10 protein-coding genes are annotated in these 12,567 nt (G+C 53.7%); all 10 read left to right on the plus strand.

The features are described from left to right. Position 1: 1 nt before the first annotated feature. The 10 genes from tssA to AAH450_RS17795 all read left to right on the plus strand — a co-directional run bounded on the left by tssA (position 2) and on the right by AAH450_RS17795 (position 12,566). A complete protein-coding gene (gene tssA, locus AAH450_RS17750; RefSeq protein WP_342911399.1) occupies positions 2-1,612 on the plus strand; it encodes a type VI secretion system protein TssA in 1,611 nt (536 codons plus the stop codon). Between the two features lie 52 nt (positions 1,613-1,664). Beyond that, on the plus strand, positions 1,665-3,434 hold the full coding sequence (gene tssF, locus AAH450_RS17755) for a type VI secretion system baseplate subunit TssF (RefSeq protein WP_342911400.1): 1,770 nt from the start codon (positions 1,665-1,667) through the stop codon (positions 3,432-3,434). Then, positions 3,398-4,477, plus strand: coding sequence for a type VI secretion system baseplate subunit TssG (gene tssG / locus AAH450_RS17760; protein ID WP_342911401.1), 1,080 nt, complete (start codon positions 3,398-3,400; stop codon positions 4,475-4,477). The genes tssF and tssG overlap by 37 nt, the downstream gene beginning before the upstream one ends. A gap of 31 nt (positions 4,478-4,508) precedes the next feature. Beyond that, a complete protein-coding gene (gene tssJ / locus AAH450_RS17765; RefSeq protein WP_342911402.1) occupies positions 4,509-5,033 on the plus strand; it encodes a type VI secretion system lipoprotein TssJ in 525 nt (174 codons plus the stop codon). Between the two features lie 11 nt (positions 5,034-5,044). Beyond that, entirely contained in the window at positions 5,045-7,597 is a 2,553-nt protein-coding gene (locus tag AAH450_RS17770; RefSeq protein WP_342911553.1) for a type VI secretion system Vgr family protein, read from the plus strand. After that, positions 7,594-9,150: a hypothetical protein gene (locus tag AAH450_RS17775; RefSeq protein WP_342911403.1), complete on the plus strand. Its 1,557-nt coding sequence runs from the start codon at positions 7,594-7,596 to the stop codon at positions 9,148-9,150. The genes AAH450_RS17770 and AAH450_RS17775 overlap by 4 nt, the downstream gene beginning before the upstream one ends. Next, positions 9,147-10,283: an Imm72 family immunity protein gene (locus tag AAH450_RS17780; protein ID WP_342911404.1), complete on the plus strand. Its 1,137-nt coding sequence runs from the start codon at positions 9,147-9,149 to the stop codon at positions 10,281-10,283. The genes AAH450_RS17775 and AAH450_RS17780 overlap by 4 nt, the downstream gene beginning before the upstream one ends. Positions 10,284-10,453: 170 nt before the next feature. Beyond that, positions 10,454-11,566, plus strand: a complete 1,113-nt coding sequence (locus AAH450_RS17785) for an Imm72 family immunity protein (protein WP_342911405.1) — start codon at positions 10,454-10,456, stop codon at positions 11,564-11,566. Beyond that, a complete protein-coding gene (locus tag AAH450_RS17790) occupies positions 11,517-12,038 on the plus strand; it encodes a type VI secretion lipoprotein TssJ (protein WP_463322745.1) in 522 nt (173 codons plus the stop codon). The genes AAH450_RS17785 and AAH450_RS17790 overlap by 50 nt, the downstream gene beginning before the upstream one ends. Positions 12,039-12,194: 156 nt before the next feature. Further along, positions 12,195-12,566 carry a hypothetical protein gene (locus AAH450_RS17795; protein ID WP_342911406.1) on the plus strand — a complete coding sequence of 124 codons (372 nt, stop codon included), beginning with the start codon at positions 12,195-12,197 and terminating at the stop codon, positions 12,564-12,566. The last annotated feature ends 1 nt before the right edge of the window (position 12,567 follow it).

The raw sequence follows: 12,567 nt of genomic DNA on the forward strand, positions 1-12,567 counted from the left end.
CATGGCAACGGCAAAATCACTTCTGGCACTGTGTCTGCCTGACGAAGCACAGCAATATGCGCTGCTTGCGCGCCAGCGGAGCAGTCTGTTTCAGTGGGATAACTGGCTGCAACCGCTCACTGAGGGAGAAGGGGCGGGGGAAGACCCTGCCTACGACGACGATTTTCAGCTGATGCGCGAGGAGATCAATAAACTCTCTGGCACCGATCCGGAAAAGCTCTGCCAGCTGGCAGAGAGGATCCTCTGTCATACCGCCCGGGACTTGCGGGTAGTGACCTGGTATATCTTCGCCCGGCTGCAACGGGAAGGGGAGGCAGGGTTATGTGAGGGCCTGCAACTGCTTGTTGCGATGCTGACCCGCTACGGTGATCGCTGCCACCCCCGACGCTCCAATGCCCGCAAATCGACGCTGGAATGGCTGAACAGCACAAAGATACAGGACACGCTCTCCCGCTGGCCGGATGCCACTCGCGAACAGACCTCACAAACCGCAGCGGCCCTCTGTCTGCTGGATATGCTGTTGGAAAAGTGGCCCGAAAGCGAACGTCCTTTGCTGGATGGTTTATCCCGTACGTTGGAACTCCGTCTTGCGGGTTCCGGCGGGCTGGATGGATTTACCCCGCAGCCAGCCAGCAATCCGGATAATCCTCCGGCAGCGTCCGTCAGAACGTCAGCGACGGCAAGTGCAGTGAAATCGGAAAGTGAGTTTTTGAGCCAGTCGAAAGTGCTGGCAGGTTGGCTGGCCGAACAGCCTGATGGCTGGCTCGCATCACATCGCCTGATGAAAGCCGTGCGCTGGGACACGGTGGGACAGTTGCCAGCGCTGGATGCCAGCGGCCGGACCCGCCTTTCGCCCCCCAAACCCGATTACCGCGCTCAGCTTAAACGTCTGTACCTGCAACAGAGCTGGACGGAGCTGGTGGAGCAGGCCAGTGATATGTTCAGCGAAGGTGCCAACCGTTTCTGGCTCGATTTGCAGTGGTATCTCTGGCAGGGCCTGACCCGTGCCGGCCAGCCCTGGAACTGTTGGGCCGATTACATCACGAGCGATCTGAAGCTGCTGCTGGCACGCCTGCACGGTCTCGAACAGCTCTCCTGGAGTGACGGCACGCCCTTTGCCGATGAAGTTACGCTCAACTGGGTAGCCGAAAAGGTGAACAACGATTTGGCGCAACTGGGTGATGAGCCAGCGGTCGTTGCCGGAGGAGGGCAAACGGATGACATCCTCGTGCTGGAGGCAGAAGCCATGGCCAGGGGCGATAGCGAAGGCCCGGAAGCGGCGCTGGGCTGGCTTCAGAGTCGTCCGGGTATGAACTCCCCCCGCAGCCGCTGGCTACAGCGGTTGTTAATGGCCAGAGTCGCCGAACAGTTCGGGCGTAATGAGATGGCACTTCATCTGCTTGACGGGCTGAAAACCAGCGCTCCGCACCTCACGCTTAAAGAGTGGGAGCCTGCATTATTGTTCGAAGTGCAGGCCAGACGTTTGAAATTATTACGCCTGAAAGCCGGTAGAAGTGAAACGGATAAAGCCCGTTTTGCACCGGAAATGGATGCGCTGCTGGCCGGATTGATTGCCATCGACCCCGCCAGGGCGATGGTGTTGTGCGGCTGAACAGACTGCACCTGATGAGCTTTTGACTACCACGACATTCAGGAACCCTTGCATGGATGATTTAACCCTGCGTTATTATGAAGCAGAGATGCGCTACCTGCGCGAAGCTGGTAAAGAATTTGCCCGCGCCCATCCCGACAGGGCTGCCATGCTCAATCTCGACAAGGCCGGCGCCCGAGATCCGTATGTGGAGCGGCTGTTTGAAGGTTTTGCCTTCCTGATGGGCCGTCTGCGCGAAAAACTTGATGATGATCTGCCGGAGCTGACTGAAGGGCTGGTGAGCCTGCTCTGGCCGCATTACATGCGTACCATTCCGTCGCTGTCGGTTGTGGCCTTCTCGCCGGAGTGGCAACTGTTGAAACAGGCTGAAGTCCTGCCGGAGGGCTTTCCTGTGCTGTCCCGCCCGATTGGGCCGGATAAAACCGTCTGCCAGTACCGAACCACCCGCGATCTTTCGCTTCAGCCCCTTCATCTGGCTGATGCGCGCCTGCAAACCGAGCCGGACGGGCGTGCTGCCATTCGCCTGCGTTTTGAGTGCGCCAGCAAGGTGGACTGGGCGAAAAGCGGGATAGAAAAAGTTGCCCTTTATCTGGATGCTGAAAGTCCTGTCGCTTCGGCCCTGCATCTGGCTTTGACCCGCAGGGTGCATGCAATGTATGCCCGCCATGCCGCAACCCGTAGTGAACGCCTACGCTTTGACGGCTGGTGTAAGCCAATGGGTTTTGAAGACCATGAACGTCTGTGGCCGAAAGGCGATTCGGCGTTCAGCGGCTACCAGCTGCTGCTGGAGTACTTCAGCTTCCGCCAGAAGTTTATGTTTGTGGAGCTGCGTGGGCTGGAGCTGACAGGACTGAATCAGGACACCACCTGGTTTGAAACCGATATCGTGCTTGATGGCGGCTGGCCGTCCGATATGCCGTTTGAAACTGAAAACTTCCGCCTGCATTGCGCGCCAGTCATTAACCTTTTCACCCTGGAGGCCGACCCGCTGACCATCGATCCGCTGGAAAATGAATACCTGCTGCGACCGCTGCGCGTTCAGGACGGTCACACGGAAATCTACAGCGTCGATAATATCCATGGTGCTGTGAAAAACGGTAAACACCCCTACGTGCCGTTCACCAGCTTTCGTCACCGTGGCGGCATGATGCGCCACGATGCCCCGGAGCGTTACTTCCACACCCGTGTGAAACGCGGGCCATCCGGTTTGTATGACACCTGGCTGATCCTCGGTGGCCGTTCGTTTGAGATGGAGCAACTGGCGGAGAAACCAGAGTCGTTATCGATGCGCATCACGGGCACCAACGGGCAACTGCCCCGTAAGGCGCTGGAGAGTACGTTGCTCGACCGGGTGGTGAAAGCCGGTAAAGTGCCGGTGAAGGTACTGAATCTGAATGCACCGACGCTGCCGCTCTATCCGCCAGCCAGTGACCGCTTTCACTGGCGCGTAATGAGTCATCTTGGCTCCAACTTCCTGAGCATGATGGATAACCCGGAAGTGCTGCGCGGCACGCTGGCGCTCTATGACTGGACCGATGATGAAATGAATCGCCGCCGTCTGGAGGCGATCGTCGCGGTGAAACATACGCTGATACGCCGTTTCGAACGAGGCTACATGCTGCGCGGGGTGGATATTGAAATCACGCTGAATGCAGATAACTTCGCAGGCGAGGGTGATGTGAATCTGTTTGGTGAAATGCTGCACCGCTTCTTTGCGTTGTATGCCGATGTTCACCTCTTCAATCAGCTGACGCTGGTACTGCAACCGACAGGGAAACGACTGCGATGGAAAGAGAATCACAGCCAGCACGTACCGGGTTAACCGAAGACCTTGGCAAGGATATCTGGCGGATTAACTTTTACCGCTTCTGCCAACTGCTTGAACAGGAAAATCCCGACAGACCGCTGCTGGGTACCACCGATAAACCGTCGGGCGACCCGGTGCGTTTTCGCCCCTGGCCAGGGATGGGCTTTCCGGTAAGTGAACTGCGTGTGGTTGAAACAGACGAAGACCACCCGGAGCTGCCGCCGACCGTACGCACTACTTTTCTGGGGATGTACGGCGTGGATTCACCGTTGCCGACCGCCTATCTGGATGATATCGCCCAGCATCGCGAAGGGATGGAGGCGACCACAGCCTTTCTCGATATCTTCAGCCATCGCATCACTACCCAGTACTACCGTATCTGGCGTAAATATGCGTACCTGGCCACGTTTGAGCCTGGTGCAACGGATGCCACCTCTCAGTGTCTGTTGGGGCTGATCGGGCTGGGCATTCCCGGCACGGCAGAGAACGTGGCCACTCCGGTTTCCCGTTTCCTCGCACTGCTGGGCACCATGCGCCTGCCGACCCGCAATGCCGAAGGTATTCGCCAACTGGTGAGCCTGCTGGCACCGGACACCATCGCGACGGTTAGCAGTCCGGATCTGGTAAAAGTCCAGGTGTCGCAGCGCAGCGGTCTGAGCAAAAGTAACCGCGTTGCCCTGTCACAACGGGCGACACTAGGTAAAACCGGCAAAGAAGCCTGTAGCCGCATTTTGCTGATGCTGACCACCAATAGTCAGGAAGAGGCCGAAGGCTGGCTGCCCGGCGGGCAACTCTACACGGATCTGATGGTATTGCTTCGGGTGTACCTGGGCTATCGAACGGATGTGAGATTGCGGTTGACCCTCCCCGTCAGTGCGTTACCTGAACCCAGACTGGGCCAAAAACGCCGCGTCCAGCTTGGCCGTACCGGTGTGCTGGGACTGAAAAATGACAGACCCGGCAAACGTACCCACCTGACCGTAAGCCTCGGTTGTTACGAAGGGCTGGACTGTAAGCCGCTTACTCAGGCACAGGATGGCGGTTACCGCTTCGATTAGTTCTGCTGTTTATTCTGAAAGGAACCTCTGAATGACATTCGTTTCTCTGCGACAGGTCTTCCTGCTCGCACTTTGTGGTCTGCTTGCTGGTTGTGGCCTGACGCAGACCGTCACTGATGGCACCGTCAACGTGACCAAATCCATTTTCTACAAAAAGATAAAAGAGCTGCATCTGGACTTTGAACCACGCGCGGCGGCCAATGCCGATGAAGCACAGATGCCGCTGGCGACAATGGTGCGGGTGTATCAGTTAAAGGACCGCCAGAAAGTGGATGCCGCCGACTATCTGACGTTACTGCGAGAGGCCGACACTCTGCTTAAAGAGGACATCGTCGCCAGCAAGTCACTGCTGGTGATGCCCGGAGGCAGCGTCACCCTCAATATGCCGATGATCGAAGAGGCGAAATATGTGGCGGTGGTCGGGCTGTTTAACCGCCCGGATATGAAGAACAACACCTGGCGGCTGGTGCTGACTCGCGATGATCTCGACCCGGACAAACCGCGTACCATTGAACTGGGTAACGGTTTTCTGACCCTGGTCCCCGTTAAGGAGTGACGATGAAGGCAATGGACAACTGGCTGGCGCTGTTCGACGGACAGACGCGCTACGCCCTGGAGATAAATGACAGCCGGGTAACACCGGACGTGCTGAACTTTCACGGCCGCGAGGCGCTGAGTGCGCCCTCGCAGTGGCGTATTGAGTTCACGACACCACAAAGCGATGTGACCGCCAAAGAGGTGTTGCTGAAGTACGCGACCCTCAACATGCTCAGTGGTCGGGTGGTGCAGGGGATTATCACCGCGTTCGAATGGCTGGGTACAACCGCCGATCAGACACGCTATAGCGTGACGCTCTCGTCCCGCCTGGCGCTGCTGGGACATACCCGGCGCTGCGCGGTGTACCAGAATTTGTCGGTGCCGGAACTGGTGGAGCAGGTGCTGCGCGAGCATGGTCTTGAAGGAGCGGATTTTGAGTTCCTGCTGGAGCGTACGTATCCGCCGCGTGAACTTATCACCCAGTGGCGGGAGACCGACCTTCAGTTTATTCAGCGTATTCTGGCGGAAGTGGGCATCTGGTTTCGCACCGGCGTGAACGACGTGACCGGGCTGGACACGCTGACCTTTGCCGACAGCCAGCAGTTCTATCTGTTTGATATCCACGTGCCCTGGCAGGAGCCGTCGGCGCTGTATGACGGGGCGGCGGAATCTGCGTGGGGGCTGCGTACCTGGCATAATACAGTGACAGGTCTGGTCCGCACGAGGGACTATAACTACCGCACGGCCACCACGCCGATGGACACCGCGCTCACGGTCAGAAACAGCGCCACGACGACCGGGGAACACTACCGCTATGGCGCGCCGTTCCTGGAGGCGGGCGACGACACCACCTCTGAACCTGAAACGGAGAGCGGGGCGTTTTACGCACGCATTCATCATGAGCGTGAACTCAACAACCCGACCCGTCTGCACCTGTTCAGCAACGCCGCACACCTGGCTCCGGGGATGGTGCTGGAGACAGACGGCAGCACCCTGAATGTTCTTCAGGATGGGATGCTGATTACGCTTGCCACCTACAGCGCCGCGCGCGACACGCGCCTGCACGTGTCGGTGTGGGGGATGCCCTACAGTGAGCAGGTCTGCTTCCGTCCGAAAGAAGAACCTCGCCCGACGATAAGCGGCACGCTGCCTGCGCGCATTGAGAGCCGGGAGAAGCACGACATCCGCGCTCACCTGGACGACCAGGGCCGCTACCGGGTGAAGCTGGACTTCAGCCGCGAGGATGCAGAGCCGGGCTACAGCTATCTGTGGATACGCCAGGCCAAACCGTACGCGGGTGACACATACGGCTGGCATACACCGCTGACTGATGGTACCGAAGTGGGGATTGCCTTTGACGGCGGTGACCCGGACCGTCCGTACATTGCCCACGCCTTTCACGACTCAGAGCATCAGGACGTGGTCACCCGTGACAACCGCAGCCAGAACATCCTGCGCACCGCCGGAGATAATGAACTGCGGATGGAAGACCTGCGTCAGGCGGAGCATATTGCACTGAGTACCCCTTTTGGTGCCACCGCCCTGAATCAGGGGCATATCGTGAACACGCAGAACGAAGTTCGCGGCACCGGGTTTGAACTGCGCACCGATGAATACGGGGTTATCCGCGTGGCTAAGGGGTTACTGGTAACCACAGAAGGCCAGGTTAAAGCTGAAGGGGATGTGCTGAACCGAGATGAGGCGCTGAGAGAAATCGGGGCGGGCCTTCATCGCCTTGAAATACTGGCTGATGCCGAAAAACAGGCACTGGCGCTGGAAGCGGACGTGGCTAGCCAGATTGCGATGTTCAGTGAACGCCTGAAGCCGCTGAATGGGGCTGTCCACTTTACCGCACCGGAAGGGATGGCCTTCACCAGCGGTGAGCATCAGCAGTTTGCAGCGGGTGAGAATATTGCCATAAGTGCCGGTGGAGACGTCAGCACCGGCGCGCTGGAAAACACGTCCATTCTGGCGGGTGAACAACTCGGGCTGTTCTCTCAAAGTGGCACGCTGAGCCTGATTTCGGACCAGGGGCCGGTACAGGTGCAGGCACAGAACGGGTCTATGCACCTGAGTGCGGCGCAGAAACTCAGCATCAGCAGCATGAGCGACATCCTGTTTGCCGGTAAGAAGAGGGTGACGCTGACTGGCGGGGGGAGCTACCTCAAAATCGAGGCCGGAAAGATCGAGTACGGCACGGTGCATACCTACACCCGTAATACCAAACGCACACAGAAGCTTCGTCCGACTAGCCAGCCTGTTGAAATGCCGTGGCTGGCCGATCCACTGAAAGACAGAAGCAGTGCGGTGCTGCAATACCTCTATCACGACGATGCGCCTGTGGTCGGGGCACCGTTTACAGCGACGCTGGCGGATGGAACGGTACGTACCGGAAATCTGGACGGAGCAGGATACCTGCATCTGGACGATATTCCGGCCGGGCCATTAGAGGTCGTGATGGGACCGGATAGTCGAAATTTTTCGCGTAAATCAACGGATCCAAATGAGCAGTACCAGCCACAGGCTTTGAATGACGAACAGGCGAATGAACTTATTTCACGCTATACAGGGAGTGCGTCATGAGTGAAATGACAACAACCACCTGGTTTAAGCAGACCAGCCTTGAGACCGGGCAGTGGATCTGGGGCACGCTGTCTGGGGCCTTTAATGAAAAACAGACTATCGGTCAGATAATCACCGATGCGGCAATTAGTATGATCCCTCTGGTAGGAGATGTTACCGCAGTACGTGACTTGCTTGCGGTATCTATCGGTATGGCTCAGGATCCCCGCAAACGTGAAAGTACAATGGAATGGGTATTTCTGGTTGTTTTGCTGTTTGCGCTGATCCCGATGATTGGCGGATTAATAAAAGGCGTGGGGCGTCTGGCGCTGAAGGAGTCCGCTGATGTGGCCCAAAATGCGGAAACACTCAAAACGACAGTGCATTTTCTGAACCGCGCCGGTGAAGGTAATGCACTCAAATGGCTAAAAGCGCTGGATGTCACTACTTACCAGGCCCAACTGGTGGATAAGCTGAGTATATTCTGCAATTCACTTATCACGGTCATTCGTAACGTAATGGGGTCAGCCTTGGGACGAGCGTTGCCCGAAAAATGGCACGGCCAGCTTCTTTCTCTGGCCGATGGGCTGGCAAGTCTGCGGGATATGGGAAGTCGGATGATCCCATCGGCACTACGTGAACTGCATTCTAAGCTGAGAGTAATGCAGGCCCTGGTATATAAAGGAGACGTCCTAAAAATACCGACAAATGCCGGACGCGCAACGATCCGTCGCGAGTCTGAAGCCTATCTTATAGAACGTCCGTTACGGGAAGCAACGAAGCAGGGTACGCGCTTTCCGAGTATTCATGCGGAGAAGCTGCACGAAACTATACTGCGACGTAAATATTCAAAAGCTGGGTATCCTGATTTATTTTCGCAGCCCCCTGAGATAAGTCCGGCTTTTGGTGATTCACTGATTTATCGCAACATTGCCTCATTCAGTAGTGAAATTACTGCGAAAAGCGCCCGTGATATGGCCGGTAAAACTATTTTTCGGGCCTTCGGCAACAAGACGGACTTAGCCACAAACCCAAAAGGTTCGTGGGCGGCCGGAGGATTCTGGGGATACCAGAAGGTACCGGGCAATGCGGAAGAGTGGCGCAAATTATCAGCGGTGCTGGATGAGTGGAACGGCAACGGCTGTCTGTTGGTGCTGCATCTGCCGCAAGACCTGGTGACGCGGATGCCGGGAACCAATGCCTGGCATGGCAAGATAGCTGAGCAGTTTGGAAGCGATATTCCCGCTCAGTATCTCGAAGGTGGCGGCGAGCAGGTGATTATTAATCTGGATGAAAAGCTGAAAAAAGAACTGAACCGTATTGGCGAGCAGGTAAAAGTCAGCGGGCAGGCTGCCAGCGTAGAAATTAACGGCGTAAAGGCTGAGTTTTATCCAACTCACTGGAAAGACGTTGAGGGTACTTATGGCTATACCAGGCCGGAGGGGATTGAACCGCCATATGCCACCACCACACGTGAACTACATGACGATGAGCTGCGCAGCAAGGTGAAGGACAGGGCAATTATCAACGCCGCCCGTATTGAGCACCGGGATACCACAGGAAGTGAACGATGATTACAATTGAAAAGACCAAATACCCGATGTCCGATGAGCGGGTGCGTCGCAAACTGTTCTGGCTGTTACAGCGTCTGAGCAGTTACAGCCTGTGGCAGCGCAAGCGTGATGCATGGGCATATTTTACGCAGCAATATGAACTGGCCCTGAAAACTTGGCCGGAGGAGATAACTAATGGCTTTCATGCTAAGAGTATAATTAGGGCTTATGAGGCGTTGCGTCTCTATGATGAAGGGTTACCGGAACTGGCTGTGGGCAACCGGCAGGTGTGGCAAATTAAAAATGGTGAATTTTATCAGCTTTTTCGACCTGTGAATTTAGTTAACTCATTTTTTTATTTACCCTGCCACGAACGTGGTGGTCAGGAAGAAGCGTACCCTCCTGAAATAGAAAAACTGAATAAACTGAAAATTGCAGCAGAGTTCTGGGGAGATAATTTACTGTATCCACCACAAAAGGGAGTCTGTAACATTTTTGACGCTGCTTATTTACTGAATCCTGAAAACTATCGTTATAACCTGAAAACGCTGTCTTACCCAGTCTTTCCCAAAGATCTTCCATCCGTTCCTGAACGCAGCGATATTATTATTAGAACGGACGATCCGGTACCCTGCGACGGAATCTGGGAACCGGTAAAAATTAAGTACAATCATAAGCTGCTGATCATAAAAACTGATATCGGCGGGTTTAAAAATCTCGGTGCCTATAATTATTTTATTCGCGGGATAGCTGCGCCCCGGCAAGTTTATTACGACGTGCTGATTGAGAGCGATACGGAATTGGTTTTGCCGGAGGATCCCATTCGTTATCGCGACGTTCACTGGCGGCTTGTCTGGGAAGATACGCGCTATTGCGAAGGTATTATCCCGGACGAGTCTGAATATTTTCTGGATGATGAACCGGGCAGACGCATTACCTGCCGGAGCGGTGAGCGCTGCCCGCATTCGGGACACTGGGTAACCATTGCCGGAGGACATCAGCAGTTTATTGATGCTCAGGCGGGCGCGCTGATGCCGGAAGCCACGAAATATCAGAGCGACATATATGCGTCTGAAATACGTCTTCCGGCGACATGGAGTCTTTTAAACCGGAAAGACGGAGGATATGTTTATTTAAAACCGGATGATAATTAACTGTTTTTTAAGGCAACTCCACAAAGCGATGTGACCGCCGAAGAGGTGTTGCTGAAGTTATGCTACTTATACGCGTCAACTGCATGACGAGGAGTTGCGCAGTAAAGTAGCTGGCCGAACAATAGTTAATGCAGCCCGCATAGATCATCAGACAACAACAGGGGCGAGTAATGATGATCTTTAGTACCAAGTACCCGATGACCGCTGAAAGCGTTCGCCGCAAAATTTTTTGGTTATTAAAGCGTCTCAGTAGTTATAGTTTGTGGCAGAGAAAACGAGATGCCTGGGCTTATTTTGTGCAACGGTATGAAAATGCATTAAAAACATGGCCGGAAAATAAAACAAATGGTTTTCACCCAAGAAACATTATTTGGTCCTATGATGCCCTTCGTCTTTATGATGAAGGTTTGATCGAGCTTGCTCAGGGCAACCGGCAGGTGTGGCAAATAAAAACGGGTGAGTTCTTTCAACTCTTTCATTCTGCAGATTTAGTTGAGTCAAATTTCTATTTACCCTGTCATGAGCGTGGAGTGCAAAGAGAGCCTTACCCTCCTGAAGTAGACCGTCTGAATACACTTAGACTTACAGCTACTTATTGGGGGGATAATTTGCTATACCCACCACATGGCAATGTCTGTAATATTTATGATGCTGCATATTTACTGGATGAAGATTTCTATTCCTATAATTCAAAACAGTTAGCTTATCCTGTGTTTCCAAAAAACCTTCCCTCAGTTCCAGAAGGCAGAAGCATTATTATAAAAACGGGAGAGCCTGTACCTTGTGATGGTATATGGGAACCAGTAAAAACTCAGTACAATCATAAATTTTTGGTGATAAAAACTGATGTTAGTGGGTTTAAAAACCTTGGTGCTTATAATTATTTTATACGTGGAATGAATGCACCTTTGCAGGTTTATGAAGACATGTTGTTGGCTGACGGTTGGGGGTATCGTGACGTTCACTGGCGTCTGATCTGGGAAGATACCCGTTATTGTGATGGTATTATTCCCGATGAGTCAGAATATTTTTTGGATGCGACACAGGGTAAACGTATCCAGTGTCGAACTGGTGAACAATGTTCGCACTCTGGACAATGGGCCACGCTGGCGGGTGGGCATCAACAGTTTGCTTATGTTCGCTCAGGAGACAAAATGCCGGAGGCGAAAGTCTTCAGTGGCAGTAGTATCAGCCAGTCGACTTTCACTCTTGCAAAGTGGAGCTTGTTGGCTCGTGACGATGACGGCAGTGTCTTTATTAACAGCCCGGATGAGAAAAACTGAAAACATCAGGTTAGTAGCTCAGGTCATCCTGTCCATGCAGGATAATATTCTGCGCATTGTTAACTATCAAATAAAGATGCTGCACCTCGATTTTGAACCACGCGCGGCGGCCAATGCCGATGAAGCACAGATGCCGCTGGCGACAATGGTGCGGGTGTATCAGTTAAAGGACCGCCAAAAAGTGGATACCACCGCACTGTTGGCAGCATTGGCAAAGAATATCGAAGAAAATATCTGTCTGCTGTTTGGAGCAGACGCACAGCCGGAAAAAGATTTCCTGGTGTTTGAAGCAAAGCATGAAAACAAATTACATTCGCTGTCTATCCACCCACAGCTGGTGAAGTTTCAGCACTATGGCACGTGGCTGATGGTGAAAGATAATTCTGAGCAGTTGAAGGGTTATGTGGATTCTTTGCCTGGCTGTATCGCGGTCATTATTTCGATTCGCTACTCGCCATTACTAGCGTTGTAGTTGTCTGGCGGTTGCACTATCGTGCCCCTGGAAGGTTCGGCAGCACTGGTTCGCTTTTATAAACATCATGTCATCGAGGTGCTGGCGGGATGTGCCAAAGAAGAATAGCATGCGTTTTTATTCAACGGCATAACGCAATGGTGGCTACCGGCAGAAATGCGATGGCAGCCATTCAATATTAAGCCATCAGAAGTTGAAAGCCTTGTAAATTACATCATCCGGCTGGATAAAACTACCTGGCAGCAGATTGCGGATAAACTGGAAGTGACCAGCGTGCTGAAGGAATGGCAAAAGATGGAGAACAGTAAGGTGTTTCCTCCTTGCGTGCAGCAATTGATGGTCATAAAGGCGGAGCGCATCGGGCTGGAGAAACCTAAAGATCGTAAGATGTATGCACTTTGTAACCTGAAAGAGAGGGAAGACATATTTGAGTCTGAGGCGTTACGTGAACAGTTATCAAATATTTCGCAGGGAAAACAATCGCTCTCAGATTTAGTGATAAAGATCTACTCAGGTAATGTAAAATAAG

It is taken from the genome of Erwinia magellanica (assembly GCF_039023495.1).
Taxonomy (GTDB): domain Bacteria; phylum Pseudomonadota; class Gammaproteobacteria; order Enterobacterales; family Enterobacteriaceae; genus Erwinia.

What these genes read in the sequence shown, in the direction of transcription:
- tssA (WP_342911399.1), top strand. Translation starts at nt 2, where the DNA reads ATGGCAACGGCAAAATCACTTCTGGCACTGTGTCTGCCTGACGAAGCA.
- tssF (WP_342911400.1), top strand. Translation starts at nt 1,665, where the DNA reads ATGGATGATTTAACCCTGCGTTATTATGAAGCAGAGATGCGCTACCTG.
- tssG (WP_342911401.1), top strand. Translation starts at nt 3,398, where the DNA reads ATGGAAAGAGAATCACAGCCAGCACGTACCGGGTTAACCGAAGACCTT.
- tssJ (WP_342911402.1), top strand. Translation starts at nt 4,509, where the DNA reads ATGACATTCGTTTCTCTGCGACAGGTCTTCCTGCTCGCACTTTGTGGT.
- AAH450_RS17770 (WP_342911553.1), top strand. Translation starts at nt 5,045, where the DNA reads ATGGACAACTGGCTGGCGCTGTTCGACGGACAGACGCGCTACGCCCTG.
- AAH450_RS17775 (WP_342911403.1), top strand. Translation starts at nt 7,594, where the DNA reads ATGAGTGAAATGACAACAACCACCTGGTTTAAGCAGACCAGCCTTGAG.
- AAH450_RS17780 (WP_342911404.1), top strand. Translation starts at nt 9,147, where the DNA reads ATGATTACAATTGAAAAGACCAAATACCCGATGTCCGATGAGCGGGTG.
- AAH450_RS17785 (WP_342911405.1), top strand. Translation starts at nt 10,454, where the DNA reads ATGATGATCTTTAGTACCAAGTACCCGATGACCGCTGAAAGCGTTCGC.
- AAH450_RS17795 (WP_342911406.1), top strand. Translation starts at nt 12,195, where the DNA reads ATGCGATGGCAGCCATTCAATATTAAGCCATCAGAAGTTGAAAGCCTT.